Annotated in this window: 25 protein-coding genes; 1 reads left to right on the top strand and 24 read right to left on the bottom strand. The window is 38.5% G+C overall.

The genetic code is table 11. The features are described 5' to 3' along the window. Positions 1-17: 17 nt before the first annotated feature. From AC1Q6O_RS05645 to prsW, 22 genes are all read right to left on the bottom strand, one after another. Complete coding sequence (locus AC1Q6O_RS05645; RefSeq protein WP_492400995.1) at positions 18-785, bottom strand: 3-hydroxyacyl-CoA dehydrogenase; 768 nt, start codon at positions 783-785, stop codon at positions 18-20. A gap of 15 nt (positions 786-800) precedes the next feature. Further along, positions 801-1949 (bottom strand): thiolase family protein, encoded by a 1149-nt coding sequence (locus AC1Q6O_RS05640; protein WP_089986593.1) that lies wholly within the window; start codon positions 1947-1949, stop codon positions 801-803. Between the two features lie 502 nt (positions 1950-2451). Beyond that, positions 2452-3180: a zinc ribbon domain-containing protein gene (locus tag AC1Q6O_RS05635; protein ID WP_089986594.1), complete on the bottom strand. Its 729-nt coding sequence runs from the start codon at positions 3178-3180 to the stop codon at positions 2452-2454. Positions 3181-3849: 669 nt separating this feature from the next. Further along, positions 3850-4266: a nucleoside-diphosphate kinase gene (gene ndk / locus AC1Q6O_RS05630; protein WP_008180402.1), complete on the bottom strand. Its 417-nt coding sequence runs from the start codon at positions 4264-4266 to the stop codon at positions 3850-3852. Between the two features lie 86 nt (positions 4267-4352). Further along, positions 4353-5327 (bottom strand): heptaprenyl diphosphate synthase component II, encoded by a 975-nt coding sequence (gene hepT, locus AC1Q6O_RS05625; RefSeq protein WP_492400994.1) that lies wholly within the window; start codon positions 5325-5327, stop codon positions 4353-4355. 19 nt (positions 5328-5346) lie between these two features. Then, positions 5347-6051, bottom strand: a complete 705-nt coding sequence (locus AC1Q6O_RS05620) for a demethylmenaquinone methyltransferase (protein ID WP_089986597.1) — start codon at positions 6049-6051, stop codon at positions 5347-5349. A gap of 15 nt (positions 6052-6066) precedes the next feature. After that, on the bottom strand, positions 6067-6834 hold the full coding sequence (locus AC1Q6O_RS05615) for a heptaprenyl diphosphate synthase component 1 (RefSeq protein WP_008180406.1): 768 nt from the start codon (positions 6832-6834) through the stop codon (positions 6067-6069). 253 nt (positions 6835-7087) lie between these two features. After that, positions 7088-7306, bottom strand: a complete 219-nt coding sequence (gene mtrB, locus AC1Q6O_RS05610; RefSeq protein WP_008180408.1) for a trp RNA-binding attenuation protein MtrB — start codon at positions 7304-7306, stop codon at positions 7088-7090. A 62-nt stretch (positions 7307-7368) separates the two neighbouring features. Continuing rightward, a complete protein-coding gene (gene folE, locus AC1Q6O_RS05605; protein ID WP_008180410.1) occupies positions 7369-7938 on the bottom strand; it encodes a GTP cyclohydrolase I FolE in 570 nt (189 codons plus the stop codon). A 220-nt stretch (positions 7939-8158) separates the two neighbouring features. Then, complete coding sequence (locus AC1Q6O_RS05600) at positions 8159-8431, bottom strand: HU family DNA-binding protein (protein WP_004232618.1); 273 nt, start codon at positions 8429-8431, stop codon at positions 8159-8161. Between the two features lie 198 nt (positions 8432-8629). Then, positions 8630-10108 (bottom strand): stage IV sporulation protein A, encoded by a 1479-nt coding sequence (gene spoIVA / locus AC1Q6O_RS05595; protein WP_008180413.1) that lies wholly within the window; start codon positions 10106-10108, stop codon positions 8630-8632. 92 nt (positions 10109-10200) lie between these two features. Beyond that, positions 10201-10983, bottom strand: coding sequence for a YphF family lipoprotein (locus AC1Q6O_RS05590; protein ID WP_008180415.1), 783 nt, complete (start codon positions 10981-10983; stop codon positions 10201-10203). Positions 10984-11005: 22 nt separating this feature from the next. Then, a complete protein-coding gene (locus tag AC1Q6O_RS05585; protein WP_008180416.1) occupies positions 11006-11218 on the bottom strand; it encodes a DUF2768 domain-containing protein in 213 nt (70 codons plus the stop codon). 223 nt (positions 11219-11441) lie between these two features. Then, positions 11442-12458 (bottom strand): NAD(P)H-dependent glycerol-3-phosphate dehydrogenase, encoded by a 1017-nt coding sequence (locus tag AC1Q6O_RS05580; RefSeq protein ID WP_089986599.1) that lies wholly within the window; start codon positions 12456-12458, stop codon positions 11442-11444. Between the two features lie 111 nt (positions 12459-12569). Further along, positions 12570-13880: a ribosome biogenesis GTPase Der gene (gene der, locus AC1Q6O_RS05575; RefSeq protein ID WP_008180419.1), complete on the bottom strand. Its 1311-nt coding sequence runs from the start codon at positions 13878-13880 to the stop codon at positions 12570-12572. A 197-nt stretch (positions 13881-14077) separates the two neighbouring features. Beyond that, a complete protein-coding gene (locus AC1Q6O_RS05570) occupies positions 14078-14206 on the bottom strand; it encodes a hypothetical protein (protein ID WP_301337916.1) in 129 nt (42 codons plus the stop codon). A 265-nt stretch (positions 14207-14471) separates the two neighbouring features. Next, the gene (rpsA, locus tag AC1Q6O_RS05565) at positions 14472-15608 is read right to left on the bottom strand and encodes a 30S ribosomal protein S1 (RefSeq protein WP_008180421.1); all 1137 of its coding nucleotides are present in this window, start codon (positions 15606-15608) and stop codon (positions 14472-14474) included. A gap of 102 nt (positions 15609-15710) precedes the next feature. Further along, positions 15711-16385, bottom strand: coding sequence for a (d)CMP kinase (gene cmk / locus AC1Q6O_RS05560; protein WP_008180423.1), 675 nt, complete (start codon positions 16383-16385; stop codon positions 15711-15713). 96 nt (positions 16386-16481) lie between these two features. Further along, entirely contained in the window at positions 16482-17141 is a 660-nt protein-coding gene (locus tag AC1Q6O_RS05555; RefSeq protein WP_342532390.1) for a flagellar brake protein, read from the bottom strand. Positions 17142-17227: 86 nt separating this feature from the next. Continuing rightward, entirely contained in the window at positions 17228-18511 is a 1284-nt protein-coding gene (locus AC1Q6O_RS05550) for a PepSY1/2 domain-containing protein (RefSeq protein ID WP_008180427.1), read from the bottom strand. A 15-nt stretch (positions 18512-18526) separates the two neighbouring features. Next, positions 18527-19360: a spore cortex-lytic enzyme gene (gene sleB, locus AC1Q6O_RS05545; RefSeq protein WP_008180429.1), complete on the bottom strand. Its 834-nt coding sequence runs from the start codon at positions 19358-19360 to the stop codon at positions 18527-18529. A gap of 96 nt (positions 19361-19456) precedes the next feature. Further along, entirely contained in the window at positions 19457-20131 is a 675-nt protein-coding gene (gene prsW, locus AC1Q6O_RS05540) for a glutamic-type intramembrane protease PrsW (protein ID WP_043990729.1), read from the bottom strand. 84 nt (positions 20132-20215) lie between these two features. On the opposite strand from prsW, the gene AC1Q6O_RS05535 reads away from it, so the two are divergent. After that, positions 20216-21184 carry an asparaginase gene (locus AC1Q6O_RS05535; RefSeq protein ID WP_089986600.1) on the top strand — a complete coding sequence of 323 codons (969 nt, stop codon included), beginning with the start codon at positions 20216-20218 and terminating at the stop codon, positions 21182-21184. A gap of 28 nt (positions 21185-21212) precedes the next feature. Here AC1Q6O_RS05535 and AC1Q6O_RS05530 read toward each other — a convergent pair whose 3' ends face one another. Together AC1Q6O_RS05530 and AC1Q6O_RS05525 are read right to left on the bottom strand one after the other, a co-directional pair. Further along, the gene (locus AC1Q6O_RS05530) at positions 21213-22754 is read right to left on the bottom strand and encodes an aminotransferase class V-fold PLP-dependent enzyme (protein WP_492400993.1); all 1542 of its coding nucleotides are present in this window, start codon (positions 22752-22754) and stop codon (positions 21213-21215) included. Between the two features lie 4 nt (positions 22755-22758). Next, positions 22759-23319, bottom strand: a complete 561-nt coding sequence (locus AC1Q6O_RS05525; RefSeq protein WP_089986602.1) for a glycerol-3-phosphate acyltransferase — start codon at positions 23317-23319, stop codon at positions 22759-22761. Between the last annotated feature and the right edge of the window lies 1 nt (position 23320).

The raw sequence follows: 23320 nt of genomic DNA, 5'->3' as shown, positions 1-23320 counted from the left end.
GCTACAATTAAAAAGATTTACTTCGGCTGCATCCGAATGGCTCCATCCAAACGAATGACCTCACCATTTAACAAACCATTTTGGATAATGCTTTCTACCAGAAGTGCATATTCGGATGGCTTGCCAAGTCGTTTAGGGAATGGCGTCATTTGTGCAAGAGCCGTCTTTGCAGGCTCTGGTAAAGATGCAAACATAGGTGTTTCAACTAAACCGGGTGCAATAGTCATCACACGCACACCAAACTCCGCAAGCTCACGTGCAATTGGTAATGTCATGGCTGCTACGCCACCCTTTGACGCACTATAGGCAGCCTGTCCAATTTGTCCGTCAAATGCTGCTACGGACGCCGTATTAATAATAACGCCGCGCTGTCCATCCTCGTTTGGCTCATTACGCTGCATTTTCTCAGCTACTAGACGGATGACATTGAATGTACCGATTAAATTAACCGTTATTATTTTTTCAAATAAACTAAGTGCATGAATTCCCCGCTTGGAAATTACTTTGCTCGCATCTGCAATTCCTGCACAGTTCACCGCTACATTTATATGGCCAAATGCATCTATGGCTTGCTCAAGACCTGTTGCTACATCTTCCTCCTTCGTAACATCTACTCGTACATAGATTACATTTTCCCCTAATTCCTCTACTAGAGCTTGTCCACTTTCATCATTCACATCAAAGATGATGGATTTACCACCTTGTTCGACGATGTGACGAACAGTCGCCTCTCCTAAACCGGATGCCCCACCTGTTACAACTGCAACTACTTCATGCTTCCTCATTGCACATACCCCCCTTTACATTTTTTCAATAATCGTAGCATTAGCCATCCCCATACCTTCACAAATAGCTAGTAAGCCGTACCGGTAATTTTCTCGTTCCATGCGATAGAGCAAAGTCGTTAACAATTTTGTTCCGGTAGCACCTAATGGATGTCCTAGTGCAATTGCTCCGCCATCTGGATTGAGCTTCTTTGGGTCCCCACCAATTTCCTGCAACCACACAAGTGGCACAGGTGCAAAGGCTTCATTAACCTCATACGTATCGATATCCTCTATGTTCAAGCCAGATCGTTCTAACGCCTTTCGAGTTGCTTCGATTGGTCCCGTTAACATCAATGTCGGGTCAGAACCTACAACAACTCTTGTGATAATTTTAGCGAGTGGCTGAATACCAAGTTCCTGTGCCTTATCCAATGCCATCACCACTACTGCTGATGCCCCATCACTCATCTGACTAGCATTACCAGCCGTAATGACGCCATCCTCTTGAAAAACAGTTTTTAAACCATTTAAAATGTCAACCGTAGTTTCAGCACGAGGTCCCTCATCCTTAGCAACCGTTGCGACAGTGCCATCTTCTTGAATGACTTCAATAGGTAGAATTTCATCTTTGAAAGACCCTGCTTCAATGGCTGCTAGTGCTCGTTGATGACTCTCGTAGGCATAACTATTAAGCTGCTCTTTTGATAAGGACCATTTTTCGGCTATTTTCTCTGCTGATAGTCCTTGATGTATAATATTATAATTTTCCTGTAAGCGATTACCTAAATGAGCATTTTTCATGTTAGTTCCCATAGGCACCCTAGACATACTTTCCACACCGCCAGCAATTACTATATCCATATCCCCCGCTAATATAGCTTGTGCAGCGAAATGCACAGCTTGCTGACTTGAACCACATTGACGATCAATGGTCACACCCGGCACACTATCAGGAAATCCAGCCATTAACAGGGCTGTCCGCGCAATATTTCCTCCCTGCTCTGCAGTCTGCGTCACACAGCCTAAAATGACATCATCCACTTGTTCCTTATTTATGCCTGCCCGTTGTACAGCCTCCTGCAACACATCGGCTGCCATATCATCCGCTCGAACATGACTTAATACTCCCTTACTTCGCCCAACAGCCGTTCGCACAGCCGCAACAATCACCACTTCTCTCATCTCCATTGCCCCTTTTCCTCGTCATCCTTCACAGTTTATTGACAAGACTATTAATATATTCCTCACTTAATTATCAGAATATTATAGCATTTATTGTACATGAACAAGAAGTTTTTAACAATTCTATATGGTTATAGAAATAAATGATTCACTAAGATGACTGGCCCATCTAAATAACCACTATCCTACTAACCATCTCCATTTTTAAGCAAAAAAAAAGCAACCTCAATTATATTGAGATTGCCTAATCTATTCGCAAATTAAACTAAATCTTCACCGAAGAATAAAGCGATTTCGCGCTCTGCAGAAGCAAGAGGTACTATTTTTTTACCTTCTTAGGTCCAAAATATATACAACTTCCGCAAATATTTAAATGATAAATCGCGTCTTATCTTCAATTTATTTAATATTTTTTCTTTTTGCTTCAAAATCCCTGCCTCTTTTAATTGAGAAAGCGCTCTGCAACTCCATTAAATGGTCATCTTAAGGCAACAGGTCAGCGCTAGATTTCTGTATCTTCTGTAACTTCTGTTTCTTCTTTGTTCTTATTTTTATCAACGTATGTTTCATATTCTTCTTTTACATCTGCTGGCATAGTGATTAAATATTCTTCAAATAGACTATTAAATTTAGAATATAAATCATTTGTTTTGTTGTTAAAAGATAATAGTGAACCTGTTGGTGACTGAGCTTGGTCAGCAAATTCAACATATACTCCATACATTTCTTTCAAAACTCCGTAAACCTCTTCATAACCTTCTGGAACGTCTTGTAAATACTTCATGCTATGTTGGATTTCAGTTTGAGTATCTGTTAATTCTTGCAATATTCCTTTTTCTTTATACGCATCTTGTAAATTGGTTAATTCAACATTAAAATCTTTTCTATCATCAATCGCATCACTCCATGTTTCTGAGTACATAGAGATAACAATCGCATTCTCTAAGACTTCTAAATACATGTTAAAAGAGTTAATCGCCATTTCTTCAACATACTCTTGAACTTTTTTTTCTTCTTGCTTTTTCTGATAAACAATAAAGGCTCCTATGCCACCTATTACTAATAATAATCCTATAATAATGCTAATAATTAATTTCTTTTTTGAACCTTTTTTTTCAGAAATATTTCTTTCATCTTCCTTTGTTCCAGTATCAGTAATTAAAGAACCTCCACACCCCGAACAAAACTTACTATCCTCGGGATTATCACGTCCACATTGATTACAAAACACTTAATCACCTCATAATATAATAGTACTAATATAATACCATAGCAGACTTTCTTACAGTTCATTTTTTTACATTCTTCTACCAACATAGCCAAATACTACGTTTTTACGACCAAGTTAAAATGTCCTAGTGCTTTAGAAATTATTGCAATACTTGCTCTTCTAACAGCAAATACATTATATTCTCTGTTTCAAAACTCTTGGCATATTTGTTCAATTGTTTTCGATATTGCCCGGTTTGATGATTTACTTGTATTCATTTATCAGACATTCTGCGTGATAAAGAAATTCCGATTATCCGTGCGGTCGATTCCCTGAAATAATTTGCCCCTTTACATTTTTGTTGTGCAACCTCCATGGATTTCTCGCTCTACATCCCATAATAGTCTGTCATAGACTCTTTTCACTGTGACTGCTACTTGGGATGTGGAACACTCCATAAATGGTGGTTGCCGCAAAACAAAAACTAAACTATTATGTGTCTTAAGACTTGACTTATATCCATCGATAAGCTTAAATCAATGGTTGTGTTAACTTTATTAAATGATTTTGACAAATAAAAAACCCCCTAACATTTTTTGTTAGAAGGTAAAAGTTACATCGGAAAAATAGATGATTTTTTTATTAAGTTCTATTCGTAGTTATTTTCGCTACGCTTCTTCTATTCGCAAATTAAACTAAATCTTCACCGAAGAATAAAGCGATTTCGCGCTCTGCAGAAGCAAGAGAGTCAGAACCATGGATGATGTTGTGAGAAACAGTTGTTGCATAGTCACCACGGATTGTACCTGGGTTAGATTCCTCAGGTTTTGTTGCACCCATCATTGTACGTGCAAGTTTAATTACGTTTTCGCCTTCCCATACCATAGCGAATACAGGACCAGAAGTGATGAAATCAACTAGTTCACCAAAGAATGGACGCTCAGCATGTTCAGCATAGTGTTTTTCTGCTAAATCTTTTGAAATTACCATTAATTTAGCACCTTTCATTACAAAACCGCGACGCTCGAAACGATCAACGATGTCTCCAACTACTTGACGCTCAACGCCATCTGGCTTAACCATTAAAAAAGTTTGTTCAATTGCCATGTTTAAAACACTCCTTAAATTCTTCTAACAGGTTTTACACCTACCGATAAATATTAACAAAAAATGAGGCTTTGTACAACAAAAAGCTAGAATTTGCGCTTACCCATAAACAATGCGACATCACGTAGCTTTTTCTTTACGGGATGTTTTGGCAAAGCATCTATTTCTTGTAAAGCCTTTTTCAAATATTTATCACTCATACGATTAGCTTGCTCAATTGCATGAGATTTACGCACATACTGCAACATATTTTGACGTTCGACTTCTGTTAATGTACCCGCAAATACTTTTACCAAGAATGGTTGCATCTCCGGATCATCCTTTAACAAGAGAATCGGTAAGGTAATATTGCCTTGTAATAAATCACTACCTGCTGGCTTTCCTAGCTCCTTATCTGTTGCCATAATATCTAACACATCGTCGATAATTTGGAAGCTCATGCCCACAAAGTAGCCGAAGCGTTTTAAATGACCTACAGTTTTAGCATCGACGCCTGCCGCAACAGCCCCTAGCTCACAACTAGAGGAAATAAGTAGAGCTGTTTTGCGTTTGATTCTTCTAAAATAATCCTTTAAACCTTGATCGAGTCTAAATTTATCTTCAATTTGAATAACTTCACCGTTACAAATCTCAACCATGGTACGTGCTAAAATCTGATGAACTAGTGGGTCTTCTATTTTGGTAATATATTCGAGAGCACGTGCAAAAATAAAATCGCCCGTGTACATTGCTACTCGGTTATTCCATTGCGCTTTGACAGTTGGGCGTCCTCTTCGCATATTGGAATCATCAATAACATCATCATGGACAAGTGATGCCATATGAATGAGCTCTAAAGGGACTGCAACATCCTTCATCTTCTCAATGTCATATTCACCAAATTTTGCACCTAGTAATACAAAAATTGGTCGTATACGTTTGCCACCAGCTTGTAATAAATGGAGAGAAGCATCGTTGATCAAATATGAAGATGAGTCCACCGCATTTTCTAACTCTCGTTCAATGATATCGATATCTGATTTCAAATCGGAATAGAGTAGTTTTAACTTCATCTTTTCCACGTGTGAAAACCTTCCCCCATTAACGTATCTTTTTAAAGCCTATATGCATTGCCGCAGCCCCGCCACTGTATGCTTTGTACGATACTTTTTCTAATCCTGCCTGCTCAAACAATGCCGCTAACTTTTTCATACCTGGGAAATCATTCGCAGATTCTTGAAGCCAAGAATACTCCTTATAACTTTTCGCAAATATTTTACCAAATATCGGCATTATAAATTTAAAATAAAAACGGAATAATTGACGGTAACCAGGAATTTCAGATTGAGATGTTTCTAAACAAACAACCATTCCACCTGGTTTTACGACACGGTGCATTTCCTTTAAGACTTGCAAATAATCTGGTACATTGCGTAGACCAAAGCCAATTGTCACATAATCAAACGTATCATCTGGGAAAGGTAATTCCATAGCATTTCCATGAATCAGTTCAATTTGTGGATATGATTGTACTTTTTGTTCGCCAACTTTAAGCATGTTTTGACTAAAGTCGAGTCCTTTTACTTCTCCTTTTTCTCCAACTGCCTCAGCCAATGCGATCGTCCAATCTGCCGTACCACAGCAAACATCCAATGCCTTTGATCCAGGTTTGACACCCATGTGTTTCATCGTATCATTACGCCAACCAATATGCATTTGGAAACTAATAACACCGTTCATTTTGTCATAATTATCCGAGATACTCTCAAACACTTCATGAACGTGCTCTGCTTTCGTTTTAGCCATTTTGAAAAACCTCTCTTATCCGTTAGTAGAAGCAATAGAAGCCTCTACATGTGCATGTAAAGCTTGTTTCACATCACTTTGTAAAAATGATGCACTCTCCACCATCTTCGACAGCTCTATTTTTAAATGCACTATTTTTTCCTTGATGACGCTATTAAAAGTAGTACCATGACGTTGAACACTTTCTTCAAGTGCCTTACCTATTAAGGACGTTTGTCCACGTTGATAGGCTACCATTTCTTTTTCTAAACGTAAGATCAATAAACTTTTTTCCATCAACGGTATATATTCACTAAAGGAATAAAGCTCGAAAAACTGAGCAATTAATCCTGATTCAATATTGCACATCGAAGCATACCATTGCTCGATTGTTCTTTGTTCGGTCTCATACACCTTTATCTGGTTTTCACATCGTGTCACAATTCCTTGTGACAAATTTCGTATCAATGCGACATTTCCAGACATCGCTAATATTTCATAATAACGACCACTATAAAAATCCCCAGCTAATACTGTAAGCTGCTGTTCTTTAGAAGTAGCATCTAATTCTTTTATGTGATCGTGTGCCGCTAATGCCGCATACACAATGCCAACAGTAATGGCAGCCTCTTGTTGCTCTTGTTGCCACTCTTCACCATTCAAAAACGGGACTAACAAATAAAACAATTGATTTTCATCTACCACAGGCATTCCTGTGTATTTTTGCAAAGTTCTATGACGAACATCCATGAAAATCTCTGTTTTTAACTGGGCAATTGAATTTTGAATGTATGTTGCATTCATAGACCTTACTCCATTTCACTTTCAAATACGTTAATCCTATTGAAGGCTTAACGTTTGCTTACTGAGTCATTATAGCATACGCAACGATGCGGAATAAAAAAATTTTGCTTTCTTCAAGAGGATAGGCAGTAGAGCTTTCCCATAAAAAGGGACTGCTACTGCCCATATAATTAGTTTTTCACATCTCACTCTTTTATATGTGCCTAAATGGCACGGGCTAAAAACTATTATGAAACCATATCTTGTCTATTTATTATTTTTTTGCTTCGCTATGAATCACACCATGTGCTGTATGAATCTGTGCTTTCCCTCGAATCTTCATCGCAGAAGTGTGTTCTGTAAATTGAGCAATCATAACTTCGCCGGCATCTAATTTTTCAGAATGATGGAACTTTGTATCTGTTCCACGCGTTAAACCAATGACATGTACACCATCTTCTTCAGCTTGAATAACAATATAATCTTGTGACATTCTTGTACACTCCTTAAATCCGACAAATTCTTAGTTCATCATAACATAATTAGACAAGCAATTTAAGACATTTGAATAAATGATAGAACTTCTCTACGCTTCACTTCATCTTGCTCATAAACACCACGTGCTACAGATGTTACTGTCTTAGAGCCTGGTTTTTTCAGCCCTCGCATAGTCATACACATATGCTCAGCCTCAATCACCACATAAACTCCTTTTGGTGCGAGCATTTCCATAATGGTATCAGCGACTGAAGATGTAATACGTTCTTGCAACTGTGGTCGACGAGCAATGGTTTCTACTGCACGCCCTAATTTGCTTAGTCCTGCAACAATGCCGTCATTTGGTATGTAGGCGACATGTGCTTTTCCATAGAACGGAACTAGATGATGCTCACACATCGAATAAAAAGGAATATCTTTAACAAGAACCAATTCTTCATGATCCTCGTGGAACACTGTTCTAAAATAGTCTTTGGCATCTTCATGTAAGCCACTAAACATCTCAGCATACATTTTTGCGACACGTTTTGGTGTATCTAATAAACCTTCTCGATTTACGTCTTCACCTACCGCCTCTAAAATCATTTTTACTGCTTCTTCTATTTTCAATAAATCTATATTCGACATTCGAAAAAACCTCCTGCGTATCAAAACATTACACATTTCCCTATGCATCGTAGCACATCCAAAAGGTAAGCGCAAAATGACTTACTTGTTTCACAAAAAAATTGCTGCAAGTTAGCAAATCTAGCTTTTATTATCATTATGTATAGTCAACTTGAAGTTAAAAAGAGCAGTCTTCATGTTGTTCACATGAAGACTGCTCTATGTAACTACTAGACGAGTATTATTTTACTGCGTCTTTAAGCGCTTTACCTGGTTTGAAAGCAGGTACCTTGCTAGCAGCGATTTCGATTTCTTTACCAGTTTGTGGGTTACGACCTTTACGAGCCGCACGTTCACGTACTTCGAAGTTACCAAAACCAATTAATTGTACTTTGTCACCCTTTGCAAGAGCATCTTGAATTGTATCAAATACAGCTTCAACTGCTTTAGAAGCGTCTTTTTTAGAAAGACCTGCAGCTTCAGCAACAGAGTTTACTAATTCTGTTTTATTCACACCATTCACCTCCTCTCAAAGGGTCATGAACCAATTCTGTAAAAAGAGTAACACATAGAAAACCGCTACGCAACTGTATTCATTCATGATTATAACCAAAAAATCAGTTTTTCACCCAAAAAATCAAAAAAAAGGACTTTTCGCATAAAAACGAAAAGCCCTTTTCCTATTTTTTACACTTCTTATTATTTTTTATCACTATAAAATAAATGTGACTAACCCACGATCACCTTCGTTTACCATACGTTCGATCGTTTGACGCATGCGTTTTTTGGCTGTATTTGGAACTGCATCCATTTTATATCGAATACCTTCTTTTAATACTTCATGTAATGGTGTTCCAAAAAGTTGTGTATTCCATAGAGCATCACGATCATGTAAATAAGCATGGTTCAAATCTTTTAAAAGTTGCTGACTATGGAACTCAGAGCCGATTAGCGGGGCAAATTCTGAATCCATATCGACACGAATAATGTGATAAGATGGCGCCTTCGCTTTCATTCGTACACCAAAGAAATTATTTTGCTTAATTAATTCTGGCGCTGTTGGCTCAAATTCCTGCATCATTGGTAATGTAACACCATAGCCTGTTGTATCCGCATCATGAATGGCACTTTTAAAGCGCTTTTGAGCTTCTTTTGCCTCTGCTGCTTCTTTAATAAACAGTAGCCAATCTTTTTTCGTTTCAATTGGTTCTTCTAACCACTCATTACAAACCGATTTATATAGTTCACCCTGTAAGGACACACGAATTACAGCTGTGCCAATACCAGCATCTACATGGACTACTTCACTTTGATCAATAAAATCAATAGCTTTAAAAGCATCGGATGCTTGTTGCACATCTCTAATTTTCATAACAGAAGAAAGTACTTCTTCCATCGAATCAATCAATGCAACATTTAATGGATGTGAGGCATCTAACACATCTAACCAATCTGGCTTCTCCACCTCTATCGTACGGATTGGGAATTCAAATAATGCCTCTTGTAAAATATACTGAATATCAGTTTCTCTCATTTGATCAATTGCAATGGCGATAACGGGAACATTATAACGTTCAAACAACTCATTGCGCAGTTGAACAGTTTCTTCTCTAGCTGGCATTTGGCAATTAAGTAGAATGACAAAAGGCTTGCCAATTTCCTTTAGTTGCTCAACAATCTCTTCTTCTGCCCTCTCAGCAGCTCGACGACTAATACCGTTAACCGTTCCATCAGTTGTCACTACAATTCCAATATTCGCATGATCGCGAATTACTTTATCCGTACCTATTTTCGCTGCTTCTTGGAACGGAATAGGCTCTGTATGCCAAGGAGTATGAACAAATTTTGGACCATTTTCATCTTCATAGCCTTTTGTTCCTTCGATAATGTAACCTACACAATCTGCTAATCGAATTTGAAATGGCATTTCATCGTCACCGACCACAATACGGGTTGCTTGGGCAGGCACAAACTTCGGCTCAGCAGTCATAATGACTGGCCCCGGAGAACTTTGTGGCAACTCATCCTGTGCTCGCATTCTTTCTGTTTCATCCACAATGTTTGGTAACACGACGGATTCCATTACCTTTTTTACAAATGTTGATTTACCTACACGTACTGGACCGACAACACCAATATAAACATCGCCATTTGTTCGCTCTGCAATTTCTCTAAATACTGCTTCACTCAAGGTTTCTGCCTCCTTTATCTACGCTTTTTCACTATATGCGAGCTTGTAGACAAATATGAAAAAGCCCCTCACAAATGTAAGGAGCTTGTTGATTATTCTTCTTTTTTCTTGGCGGCTTCTGCCTCTTGTTTTTGTCGTTCTTGAGCCTTCTTGACATCTGCCTTATAAGTGTCCATATCATAAACTGGCTCACCCTTCTCGTCCACTGTATACGGAACAGAGTAGGCAGGTACTACAGGAAATTTATCGACAAGTAATTGGCGAATATCATCGCCCGGTTTGACATCCGGCTTGTCTTCTTTTAGAAGTTGTCCTAAATCAATGGAATAATCTACATGCAATTCACCGTCACCAGTCATAAAGAGCGGTAATTCGACGCCAGAATAGGGGCTTTTCACAGTAACCTCTGTTTTATAGCCCAAATCCTTATAATTAATTTGGTACACATTATCAGATGATGAACCTGTTATTGGTAAATATTGTGTAGATAGTTTCCGAATTCCTATTTCGCGAATGCGCTCTGCAGCATTTAAATCTACTAGTTTAACGGTCGCTTCATGCTCAGGATCCCAAATAATATACTGATATATACCGCCTTTTTCATAGGCGTTTCCAGGGATCGTCGACAAATACTTCGGCATAAGCTTTTCAAAATCAATTAAATACTTGATATATAAATCTGTATCTAATTCGCTATTTTTAATGGGTACTAGCCCACCAGTTGCTTCACGGTATTCATTAACAGCACGCTGTACAGCTGCAAGTTGGTCCACATCAGGCGTTACCTTCGCCCTTTTCTCGTCTTCTGGGTACGCACACCCTACTAACAATATGGCGGTTGCAATTACCAACAGAAAAGCACTTAGTTTTTTCATGTTACTGACACCTCGTTATTTATTATGCTGGCCATGTGGCAACTATAAGTACCATTAAAAATGTGCCAAGTCCAAACAGTATGTATGCACATAAATTTACGATTGTTCGTAAAAATACATTCGAAATCTTGTTACGAGCTAAATAAATTAAGCCGACTGATATAATCATAAAGCCTATACAATAAAACGATACCCACATTACATCCAAAGCAGGCATATGAGCTAACGGGCCCATTTCAAATAACCACCTTTCTTTCTATGTCAAGACACAATCAAAGTATATTATACTATGTGCCTTTGTTAAAAAGAAATAGTTGTCCCATAACTATCAAGAAATGGACAACCTTTTAAAATGCTTTAACTATTCAATTACTAGCACATAATAAGGTGTCTCAGTAGATTCACCGAGACACCTTATTTATGTCCGTTTCATGACAAATTTAATCATAAAAATAATATTAATGCTTCATCTCGTCAATTTCACGTTTCTTCATGCGCATCATAAGTGCGTCTACTGCCACTTTCGGTGCTACTTCATTAAAGAGTACACTATAAAGCTCTGTAGAAATGGGCATTGCCACACCATACTTTTCTGCTAATTGAAAGGCAGCCTTTGTAGTACGTACACCCTCTACAACCATCCCCATTTGATCGAGAACCTCTTGTAACTTCATGCCCTGCCCTAACATATTACCTGCTCGCCAGTTTCTTGAGTGAACGCTTGTACACGTTACAATCAAATCACCCATGCCTGTAAGCCCTGAGAACGTAAATGGGTTACCACCCATTTTTACACCTAAACGAGTAATCTCCGCAAGTCCTCGCGTAATTAATGCGGCTTTCGCGTTATCCCCGTAATTCAAGCCATCGGTAATGCCTGCAGCTAAAGCGATAACATTTTTCAGTGCCCCACCAATTTCTACACCAATTACATCGTCATTTGTATAAACACGGAAAAATTGATTCATAAATAAATCCTGTACTTTTTCAGCAGCATCTATGTCCGCACATGCAGCTGTAACCGTTGTAGGATGATGAAGGACTACTTCCTCAGCATGACTTGGCCCTGAAAGCACTACAATTTCATCCACTTTTTCAGCAGGTAAGCTCTCTGCTAATATTTCAGAAATTCGCTTTAAAGAGTCAGGCTCAATTCCTTTTGAAACATGTACAAATAAAACTTTTTTAGTTAATTCAGCCGTCAATTTTTCACAAACCTCACGAATTGCTTTTGTCGGCACAGCTACAACGATTGTTTCAGCATGTGTTGCTGCCTTTGCAATATCACTCGTAGCATGTAAATTTGTTGGCAAGACCGTTTCAGGTAAATATTTTTTATTGGTATGCATACGGTTGATTTCTTCTGCCTGTTCAGCTCGATGTGTCCATACAAGCGTATCATGGCCATTTTCCGCCAGTACCATTGCCAGCGCAGACCCCCAAGAGCCTGCCCCTAACACACAAACTTTTTCCATAAAAAAAATCCTCCCTTATTGTGGGTTGTCTACACTACTTTATTTTCTTGTAAAAAGACGCCACCCAACAATTGTGTCGGGTTGGCGTATTGTATGTGTATGACGATAACTTTAAGCACGAGCACGTGTAATTAAACGAATCGGCGTTCCTTCAAAGTCGAATGTTTCACGAATACGATTTTCTAAGAAACGTTCATAAGAGAAGTGCATAAGCTCAGGTTCATTCACAAATACCACAAACGTTGGTGGCTTAATTGCAACCTGTGTAGCGTAGTAAATACGTAAACGGCGACCTTTATCGGTTGGCGCAGGATTACGTGCTACAGAATCTTCTATGACTTCATTTAAAATAGAAGATTGAATACGCATCGCATGATTCTCACTAACACGTTGGATAATCGGTAAAATTTGATGAACACGCTGTTTCGTATTAGCCGAAACGAAAATTATCGGTGCATAGTCTAAAAATAGGAAATGCTCACGAATTTGCTGCGTAAAAACATTCATCGTTTTTTCGTCTTTCTCGATAGCATCCCATTTATTTACAACAATCACAACTGCTTTTCCGGCCTCATGTGCATACCCAGCAATTTTCTTATCTTGCTCCTGAATACCTTCTTCCGCATTCATAACCACTAACACAACGTCTGAACGTTCAATCGCACGTAACGCACGCAAAACAGAATATTTCTCGGTCGTCTCATAAATTTTCCCTTTTTTACGCATACCGGCAGTATCAATAATGACATATTCCTGATCATCATACGCATAAGGTGTGTCAATTGCATCGCGTGTCGTACCCGCAATATCACTAACAATTACTCGATCTTGACCTAAGAAAGCATTCACTAAAGATGATTTCCCCACATTCGGACGACCGATTAATGAGAATTTAATTACATCATCTCCGTACTGCTCTTCATCTTCTTTCGGGAAATGTTTCGCACATTCGTCTAATAAATCCCCTAAACCTAAGCCGTGAGAGCCAGAAATTGGCCAAGGCTCACCGAAGCCCAATGCATAAAAATCATAAATCATTTCACGCATATCAGGATTATCGATTTTATTGACTGCTAGTACAACGGGTTTCTTAGTTTTGTATAAAATTTTAGCTACTTGCTCATCGGCTGCCGTTACTCCTTCACGACCATTTGTCATAAAAATAATAACGTCCGCTTCTTCAATGGCGATTTCAGCTTGTTGACGAATTTGCTCTAAAAACGGCTCGTCCCCAATTTCAATCCCACCTGTATCAATAATATTAAAATCGTGTGTTAACCACTCTGCCGAACTATAAATACGATCACGTGTTACGCCTGGGATATCTTCCACAATAGACACACGCTCTCCAACGATACGGTTAAAAATCGTCGACTTACCTACGTTCGGACGACCTACGATGGCTACTACTGGTTTCGTCATCTGTACTTCATCCTTCCAACTTCTTGTCTTTCGCTATTATACACGAAAAATGCCATTATATCATATCATATCCATAAAGTAGAACGCTATGTATGGCTTTACCAATCCAAACGATTTATTTTCGCGGTTTTATGATGTATTTTGAGTACGTAGGTGGAGGATTTTTTGAGGGTAAATCCGTCGCTTTTTGGTTTCTATTAATTGGAAGGCTTTTTCGTTATATTGCGGGCTGTATCCGTCACTTTGAGAGTTGTATCCGTCATTTCGAACTTCCTATCCATCACTTTGTGAGGTCTATCCGTCACTTTTGGGATTCTATCCGTCATTTTGCAAGGTTTATCCGTCACTTTATGGATTTCCGTCTTCGATGCTTTTAACTATCACTTTTAGAGGTTTATCCCACTTCGCTGCCTCACCGTCATCTTGTAAGATGTATCCGCCATTTTGCCAGTTCTATCCGCCACTTTTTGACTCCTATCCGTCACTTTATAGGTTTTCTCCCATTTCATTGATTCTATCTATCACTTTGCAAATCCTATCTCATCACTCCAACAAAAAGCGAGGATACAATCTTGTATCCTCGCGTTCTTCTTATTTAAAGTTTTTTAATTGATCGCCAATAACGTCTCCGAATGAGAAGCCTGTGTTTTCTTCTGGTAATTCGTAGTCAATCACTTCTTCTGCTTCTGGATTTTCGAGTAATTCTTTAATGCTTAGCGCTAATCGGCCGTCTTCAGCATTGACATCAAGGACTTTTACTTGTACTTCTTGTCCTTCTTTTAATGCTTCATGTGGTGTATTGATATGTTTGTGAGCGATTTGCGAAATGTGCACTAATCCTTCAACACCTGGGAAAACTTCCACAAATGCGCCGAAAGATGTAAGACGTTTCACTTTCCCGTCTAAAATAGCACCTTTTGCTGCACGTTCTTCGATATTAGACCAAGGTCCAGGGATCGTTTCTTTGATTGATAATGAAATGCGTTCATTTGCTGGATCAACAGATAGAACTTTTACAGTTACACCTTGTCCTTCTGATAAAACCTCACTCACATCGCTTACATGCTCATGAGACACTTGTGAAATGTGGACAAGCCCATCGATACCACCAAGGTCAATAAATGCTCCAAACGATGCTAAACGCTGTACTTTACCATCTAAAACATCGCCAGCCTTAATTTGATTAATAACATTTTGCTTTTGTGAAGCTTTTTCTGATTCCACTACTGCGCGATGAGATAAAATTAAGCGATTCTTTTCTTTATCAAGTTCAACAATTTTAAAGCTTAATGTTTTGCCTTTATAGCCCTCAAAATCATCGACAAAGTAGTCTTCTACAAGCGATGCTGGTACAAAGCCACGTACACCTAAATCTACGACAAGACCACCTTTAACAATATCCTTCACTTCCGCTTCGAAAATTTCTCCTGCGGTAAATTGTTGCTCAAGTGTATCCCATGCTTTTAAAGCATCCACTTTACGTTTTGATAGGACAAAATTTTCTTCCTCAACCTTTGTAATCATCAAATCTAACTCATCCCCAACAGAGATGACATCAGAAGCTTTCTCAATGTGCAAGCTTGATAATTCACTGATTGGGACAATACCATCAAATGGTGCACCTGGAATTGATACAGATACTGCTTTTTCATCAACTTGCTCTGCAATACCTTTGACGATATCACCCTCGTTAAACGTTTGTTCTGCATAGTTCATTTCTTCAGACATATGTAACCCTCCTTCGCATCTTCCCTTACTATTTTATTCGATATTGAAGACAAAGACAAAAATAAATCCTTTAAATTTGAAAAATGTCTGAAATTTTAGGATTTATAGCATTTTTTCTTCTGCTAATTTTAAAATAGCTTGTGCTGCATCTTCGATAGACAACGCTGTCGTATCTAAAAATACGGCATCTTCTGCTTGGATAAGTGGTGATGCTTCACGCTCACTATCTTTTTTATCACGTAATGCAATTTCTTCCTGAAGTTTTTCAAGTGAAGAGTCGATTCCTCTTTTTTGATTATCTATAAATCGTCTTCTTGCGCGTTCCTCTACAGTTGCAGACATAAAAATCTTTAGTTCTGCATCTTTCAATACATGTGTAGCAATATCGCGGCCATCCATAACGACGCCACCGTTTGCTGCCAGCTTTTGTTGTTGAGCTACTAATAACTCACGAACCTTTGCATGGGCAGCTACTTGAGAAACTGATGAAGTGACTTCATTTGATCGAATATCAGCTGATACATTGTGACCATCTAAAAAGACAAGCTGTCCCTGTGGAGATGGCTTTAAATCAATGGTACTTGCTGCTAACATTTCAGCTAATTTTGCTTCATCATCTAAATGTATGTTTTGTTGCATCGCTTTATACGTAACTGCTCGATACATTGCACCTGTATCGATGTAAGTAAAATCAAGTGCCTCAGCAACAATTTTTGCAATAGTACTTTTACCGGCACCAGCAGGCCCGTCTATCGCAATTTGAATGTTTTTCTTCATATTCTTCCCTACTTTCTGTCACCTCATATTGTATCATATAACCTATAAAAAGCCCTCTGCTAGGAGAGGGCTTTTAAAAAATTACTATGCAAAATATTAAGCATTAAAGGGATTCAATTCTTTACGACGATTGCCTAATTGACGCTCAAAGCAAAAGCGCACGATATGTTGTTGGTCAACATCATCTGAATCCGTTAGCTGGATTGTTGCAATTCGTTTAGAATCTTTTTCAAAAATACGCACGACAATTGCCTCTGTTATCACGTATTTCACATCACCATTGGCAAATGGTAAGGCAACCGTTAATTTCACCTCATCCCCATCATTGAAAGCCACTTCACCTTTCAAAATGAGGGCCAAGCCTCCTGCACTAATATCCGAAGCAACTAACTGATATTTGTGATCCTTGAACTGAACGGCCACATCCACGGGTGTTTCAACTCGTACATATTCTCGTCGTTGAATTTTAATAAATTCCTCTGGCTTTGGGCAATGCAACATAATCATAGGTATATGGCCCGCTTTACGGCCTATTACCTCCGTATTAAAGGCAAATGATTGTTTGTCCTCAGTGCGAAAGGTTGCTCTAAATTCTGAGCCATCTATCAAAAATGCTGTTTTCTTTGTCGCCATATTAATTGGATAATCAATATAAAGAATATTGTCTTGTTGCTCTACAACTTTACAGCGGAATTTCTCCACACGCTCTGTATAAGTCGGTTCAAGTTGTAATTGTGTGCCAATTTTAATCTCCATGAGCATCTCCCCGTACAATAAATATGGTTTAATTATCTCATGAGATATTAATTTTGGCTATAAAAATTGGTAGTATTTTCTTATTATTAAGTTAAATATTCCACTTTTAAAACATTATGATTTTCTGCATCAATGACGATTCTAAATGTTTCTTGTGTTTTACCATCACGCAAGGCAATGACCTCATAGCATAGACGTTGTTCAAATTCACCATTATCTGTATAAATATTTTTTACTTCTTGCACTTGAATATCATCCTGGAAGAATGTTTTCCAATCGATTGGTTTTGCTGTTTGCTTTTTAATATTTTCTTCTTGAATGTATTCCATCGCGTTTGCCCCTAACAACTCACCTGTATCTTTTGCTAATTTAAGTTGAACACCATCAGCATAAATTAATGCGTTATCCCCTGGATGTACACGGGCAAACGTTACATGCCATGCCTGATGGTTTTCACGCGATTCCACATAAGCTAAATCGTTCATGCCTAATTTCTTGACATAATCTTCGGCTTTTTTGAGAATTTCCTCTTGTGACTGCTTCGCTTCGTCAACAGGGCGTTCTACTAAATAGGACAGTAAATGCCCTCCTTTTACCGTTAAATCCGCATACCCTAAACGAATCCCTTGATGGAATTGTATGTGATAGAAAGGATATGGTGCGGTGTCACTACTTTTTGTGACTGTAAATGTTGCATCTTTAATAACTGGGAATAAATGCTTCACTTTTTCCAACGCTTCTTTTTCTGTAATTTCAGCATCCTGTAAAGCTTTTAATGCAATTTTTTTCTGCCAATCTGACTCAGATAATGTCAGCGGGAAATCTTTTTCTCCATAACCTTTTAACGTGTCTTTCACTTTATCAAAGTTCGTGTTTGGATTTTTATTATCGACTTGCTGCAGCCAAACATCCATTTTTCCATTATGTTTATAAAAATCAACGGTTGCAGCTGTCCAATCATCAGAAAGAGCTTGTAAATTCGTAGAGACCTGTGGCATTTTTTCACGCCAAGCTTCATAATCGCCTGTTTTTGCAGTTCTCTTCGCTTCATCGCCAAGTCGTCCTAAATAATTCATCCATTCATTGGATAGTTCTTGCCCTATCGGAATATTTGCAATGGAAGAACGAACTTCTGAGCTCAAACGCCAAACAGAATCTAATTCACTGTGAATGGCTTGCTCATCTTGAAACAGTAGGGATTGTGAGACTGATCGCTGTAGATGAGATAGTTTTTCAGATGCATCTGTTAGCTTATCGGTATACTGCGCTAGAACAGTACGTTGTAAATCTTCTTTATCACCATGTAAATCTATACTATATGCCCCTAACCCGATAACAGCTATCGTTAAGACCACGAGCCAAGTTTTCATCTATGTTCCTCCTTTCTATGAACAGAAAATATGCTCTCCAATTTGTTTAATTTGTGGACGAGACCAAATCCATTTACTTGTTGCCGTTTTCGGATTGAAGTAATACAAAGCATTTTCAGATGGATCCCAGCCATTCATTGCATCAATAACAGCTTCTTTTGCTCTATCATTAGGCTCTAACCAAATTTGTCCATCTGCTACAGCTGTAAACGCTAAAGGTTGGAATATAATACCAGAAATAGTATTCGGGAAATCGGGACTTTCTAAACGGTTTAAAATAACTGCCGCTACGGCTACTTGTCCCTCATATGGCTCTCCCCTTGCTTCTCCATACACAGCATTCGCCATTAGCTGTAAATCTCGCTCTGTATATTTAGGAGGAACTTGAGTTTGTGTTCCATTGTTATTAGTAGTGCCACTACTATTTCCTCCACCACTACCGGCACCACTACCTGTACTAGTCCCTTTATTCACTTGCTGATCAAGAGGAACACCACCATAGTAGGTAAATTGATTACCGGCATTTAATTGCGCTTTCACCCATTTTTCATCGTAATCAGAATAGCCAGCTATCGTTTTTTTGGTTTTCGCTCCAGCGATACCATCTACTGGTAAACCATATTTCTCTTGGAAATTACGTAATGCCCAGTATGTGTTATAGCCAAATTTCCCATCAATTTTACTCTTATAAAAACCTAAGTATTGTAGCCTTGCTTGTAATTCAATGACATCATCTCCATAGGCACCACGAGTAATTTGCTGGTCACTAAAGGCAATCACTTCATTTTGAGGAATCGCAATTATACTAATTCCTAATATCAAAGCAAAAAGTATGCTTACTAAACGCACTTTTATCACTCCTTTTTTTTATAGCTTGAAACAAAAGAGGCAATTTATACATGATAAAAAAGAATAAAGCGTAGAAATCTTGACGATTTCTACGCTTTAAATTTTTTTATGCATATGCAAATGTTGTACTAGATGATAATGCGCTAGTTTCACCTTTCGTAGGCCAAACCACCATAAAAACAGCATAAAAGGAATCATTAAATAAATCCAGTGACCTTTAAATGATAATATTGTATTGTATAGAATGTGAAGTACCACTGGTGCACAAAGCGCCATAGCAATCATTTCTTTCGTCTTGGCAAACTTTGAAAACTTAGCACGTCCATAATAGTAGCCCATGACTACGCCAAATAATGCATGACTTGATACAGGCAATAAGGCGCGCATAAATGCGGTATCCAAGCCAAAGGATAATAAATAAAGTACGTTCTCGATTGTGGCAAAACCAAGTGATATACTTGCCCCATACAATATACCGTCATATGGATCATCAAATTCAACATGATTGTAGATGGCAATTAATAGCACAAACCATTTAAAAAATTCTTCAACAACACTAGAGAAAAGAACGTCTTGAAGGTAAAAATATCGAAAAACCCCTTCCTCTGTTAGTACATATTGTAAAAACAGAATCGGGAACGTTAAAAATGCACCGTATAAAAATGTTTGTAATAAAGTTCTTCTTGGCTCCGTAGCCATTTGATTGCGCAAATAGAAATAACTAAAAAGCGCTAGACCGGGAGCAATGGCAGCAGATAATAAAATGATCATGATGCCGGCTCCTTTCAACAATAGACTGCTATTATTATACCATGTAATGACAAAAAAACTTTTTAAAAGGAGATTTTATTTTTTATGAAAAAAACAATTTTATTAATTCATACTGGCGGCACAATCTCCATGGCGATGAGTGCTGAAGGAGCAGTTATGCCCAATAAAGAAAATCCGCTCATGAAAGAGAGCAATAAACTTAATTCATTAGCAACCATTATTGAAATAGAAGCTTTTAACCTACCTTCTCCACATATCACGCCAAAAGAAATGCTTCAATTACGCAACTTGATTATGGAGCAAACTACAGCAACGCAAATCGATGGTGTTGTCATTACACATGGTACAGATACATTAGAAGAAACTGCCTATTTCTTAGAACTGACTACAAATTTAGCCATTCCCATTGTATTGACAGGGGCGATGCGCTCATCCAATGAGCTTGGAGCAGATGGTATTTATAATTTAATGGAGGCAATCCGGGTAGCGGTCGATGATGAAGCTCGCGACAAAGGCGTTCTCGTTGTGATGAACGATGAGGTACATCTTGCCGTCAATACAACGAAAACGAGCACAAGTTCGGTCAATACCTTCCAATCCCCACAATATGGACCAATTGGGCTGATTACAAAATCACGTATTTTGTTCCATCATGCACCAATTCGTCGTCAATACGTAGACATTAATAATTTATCTAAACGCGTAGCCATGCTAAAAGTTTATGCTGGTATGGAAGAAGATTTACTAGATGTTGTGCTCGCATGTAAATATGAGGGGGTTGTGCTTGAAGGGTTAGGTCAAGGAAATGTCCCACCTTCTGTTGTTAAAGGCATTGAGAGTCTGATCCAACGAAATATTCCTGTAGTCCTCGTTTCCCGCTGCTTTAATGGAATAGCAGAAGGTGTCTATGGATATATTGGTGGCGGTAAAATGCTGGAAGACTTAGGTGCGATATTTGCCACGGGAATAAATGGTCAAAAGGCACGATTAAAATTATTAATTGGACTTAACACAACTGGAGAGCCTTTAAATTTAAAGGATTTTTTCCTGTAAAGTCAATGTATTCATATTGAGCACTTGCTTATGCCTCGATTATTTGTTCATAGTAGTGCAGCATTTCATTAAGACGTACAAGAGCATCGTCGAAATCTGGCTGAATGACAGCAAACTGAAGAAATCCTCTTTGAAGTAAATATGGGCTATCACCATGAACTAATAGTCCATTTAAGGCTAAATCGATGTGTAGGTTTGAAAGTGTCTTTGGCAGTTGAATGGTTATAAGCATTGGGTACCGAGTTGTTGGTAATTGAAAGTGCATATAGGGCAGCTGCAGTAGTGCCTCAAAACGTTGCTGTAGCTGCTCATAGCGGACAGGATAGGCTTGTAAAGACTCATCTAAATTACCAAGCAATACGGCTGGAAGCGTAAAAGGTATGGCACCTTGCTGGTAATTTGCTAAGTCCAAGTATGCAGGCAATGTAGTGGCGGATTGTGCTAAGTATTGTGAAAATACAAATGCGAGCCCACTTACTGCCCCAATTGCTTTCCCACTCACTGCAGTAGCCAAATAACAATCCTGTAACGAAAATGGCATAGCACCGAACGTACTGATGCTATCTACACATAGCTTCACATTATAACACTTTGCCAATTGACTAAGACCATCTAAATTATTACAAGTCCCCGTCGAGGTTTCCCCATGCACGACCAACATCCACTCATATGCTCTAGTTTCTAATAATAACGCTATTTTCTCGCAATCAAATAGTGTTCCCCATTCTTGTTCAACGACATCAAAATCTAATGACCAACGGACTGCTTGTTTTCTCAACCGCTCACCAAATTCCCCATTTGTTAGAATAAGACCTTTCCCTAATTGCTGTGCCTGTAATTGAGCAAGCATCACCTCATTGGCCAATGTTCCAGTTCCAACGATTATTCCAACATGCTTGGTATTCGCTAATTGTAGTAACTTTTGCTGTACTCGTTCATAGATTGCCTTAAAACTTAGCGAACGATGCGATAAATTGGTATATCCTATAGTCTCTAATTGCTTAACTGGTCCAGGATAAAAAGTATAGTTATCTTTTGCAAGCCTACGTTGTAGGTCATGTTCAAATACATCTCTAATAAGCACCATAGGTAAAAACTGGGCATCCGTTACTCCAATAGCTGGAGCAAATTGTTGAAAACCCATTTGCTTATAGAGCTTTTCTTCACGCGTTGTTCCCGAAATTACGGCTGCCGTATAGCCCTTTTCATAGGCAAATGTATTTAAAGCTTGAGTGAGCTTCAATAGGACTCGCCCAGTTCGATAATTTTTTTTCACAGCAAGTAAGCGTATTTCACAAATCTTGTCACAAACCTCTTGCGGTAAAAATTTCTCCACCTTCCCAATTTTTTCATCAATTGAAAAGGGTCTTTCATCTCTAAATGCTACCATTCCAATTAATTCTGTTTTTTTATACACCACTATATATGTATTTTGCTCATGGAATCGGTCAACTTTTAGTCTTTGCGTATTTGGTTCATGCTGTGGTATTTCCTCCACAAATGTCTCATAATTCAATCGTGCAATCGCCTCATACTCTTCATTTGTTTGAGCTATTTTACACCAATACATCTCTTTACTTCCCTCTTTTCCATGACTCCTTAATATTAGACATATGTCTTATGAGCATACACACGATTGCAATTATCAAAAGTGCGTAGGGCTTTAATTGGCCAGCCTGAATGATCGCGCCAACATAAAAGATAAAACCACCAACCATGCCTAATGTTAAGCTCCTTGTCAACATCAGTACGGCCGCAGTACCTGCAATCATCCATAAAAACAAGCCTGGTGATAAAGCGAGACCAACTCCAATAAAAGTTGCTACTCCCTTTCCTCCCTTATATTTTAGCCAGAAAGGATATAAATGACCTGCAATCACACAGGCTGCACCACTAACAATAACCCATTCTTCTAAATACCATAAACGGCCTAAGCCTACCACGAGCACACCCTTCAAGGCATCGCCAAGAAATGTCAGAAGAAAGGCCCTCTTGCCAAGGACGCTTCCTGCATTGCGCGCACCTAAATTTTTACTGCGTTCTTCCTGCAAATTGACACCATATATCTTTCCAACGAAAAATGCTGTCATGAAGTTTCCTATTAAATAACTGAAGAGCCAGTACAAACCAATCAAT

Source organism: Lysinibacillus sp. GW823-FHT06C08 (assembly GCF_058795135.1).
This window is presented reverse-complemented; position numbering and strand designations above follow the sequence as displayed.

Bases quoted from the DNA above. Each gene is read 5' to 3' on its own strand.
- AC1Q6O_RS05645 (WP_492400995.1), bottom strand. From the start codon at position 785: ATGAGGAAGCATGAAGTAGTTGCAGTTGTAACAGGTGGGGCATCCGGT.
- AC1Q6O_RS05640 (WP_089986593.1), bottom strand. From the start codon at position 1,949: ATGAGAGAAGTGGTGATTGTTGCGGCTGTGCGAACGGCTGTTGGGCGA.
- ndk (WP_008180402.1), bottom strand. From the start codon at position 4,266: ATGGCAATTGAACAAACTTTTTTAATGGTTAAGCCAGATGGCGTTGAG.
- AC1Q6O_RS05620 (WP_089986597.1), bottom strand. From the start codon at position 6,051: ATGGCTAAAACGAAAGCAGAGCACGTTCATGAAGTGTTTGAGAGTATC.
- AC1Q6O_RS05615 (WP_008180406.1), bottom strand. From the start codon at position 6,834: ATGAATGCAACATACATTCAAAATTCAATTGCCCAGTTAAAAACAGAG.
- mtrB (WP_008180408.1), bottom strand. From the start codon at position 7,306: ATGTCACAAGATTATATTGTTATTCAAGCTGAAGAAGATGGTGTACAT.
- folE (WP_008180410.1), bottom strand. From the start codon at position 7,938: ATGTCGAATATAGATTTATTGAAAATAGAAGAAGCAGTAAAAATGATT.
- AC1Q6O_RS05590 (WP_008180415.1), bottom strand. From the start codon at position 10,983: ATGAAAAAACTAAGTGCTTTTCTGTTGGTAATTGCAACCGCCATATTG.
- AC1Q6O_RS05585 (WP_008180416.1), bottom strand. From the start codon at position 11,218: ATGGGCCCGTTAGCTCATATGCCTGCTTTGGATGTAATGTGGGTATCG.
- AC1Q6O_RS05580 (WP_089986599.1), bottom strand. From the start codon at position 12,458: ATGGAAAAAGTTTGTGTGTTAGGGGCAGGCTCTTGGGGGTCTGCGCTG.
- der (WP_008180419.1), bottom strand. From the start codon at position 13,880: ATGACGAAACCAGTAGTAGCCATCGTAGGTCGTCCGAACGTAGGTAAG.
- AC1Q6O_RS05570 (WP_301337916.1), bottom strand. From the start codon at position 14,206: ATGACGGATAGAATCCCAAAAGTGACGGATAGACCTCACAAAGTGATG.
- rpsA (WP_008180421.1), bottom strand. From the start codon at position 15,608: ATGTCTGAAGAAATGAACTATGCAGAACAAACGTTTAACGAGGGTGAT.
- cmk (WP_008180423.1), bottom strand. From the start codon at position 16,385: ATGAAGAAAAACATTCAAATTGCGATAGACGGGCCTGCTGGTGCCGGT.
- AC1Q6O_RS05555 (WP_342532390.1), bottom strand. From the start codon at position 17,141: ATGGAGATTAAAATTGGCACACAATTACAACTTGAACCGACTTATACA.
- AC1Q6O_RS05550 (WP_008180427.1), bottom strand. From the start codon at position 18,511: ATGAAAACTTGGCTCGTGGTCTTAACGATAGCTGTTATCGGGTTAGGG.
- prsW (WP_043990729.1), bottom strand. From the start codon at position 20,131: ATGATCATTTTATTATCTGCTGCCATTGCTCCCGGTCTAGCGCTTTTT.
- AC1Q6O_RS05535 (WP_089986600.1), top strand. From the start codon at position 20,216: ATGAAAAAAACAATTTTATTAATTCATACTGGCGGCACAATCTCCATG.
- AC1Q6O_RS05530 (WP_492400993.1), bottom strand. From the start codon at position 22,754: ATGTATTGGTGTAAAATAGCTCAAACAAATGAAGAGTATGAGGCGATT.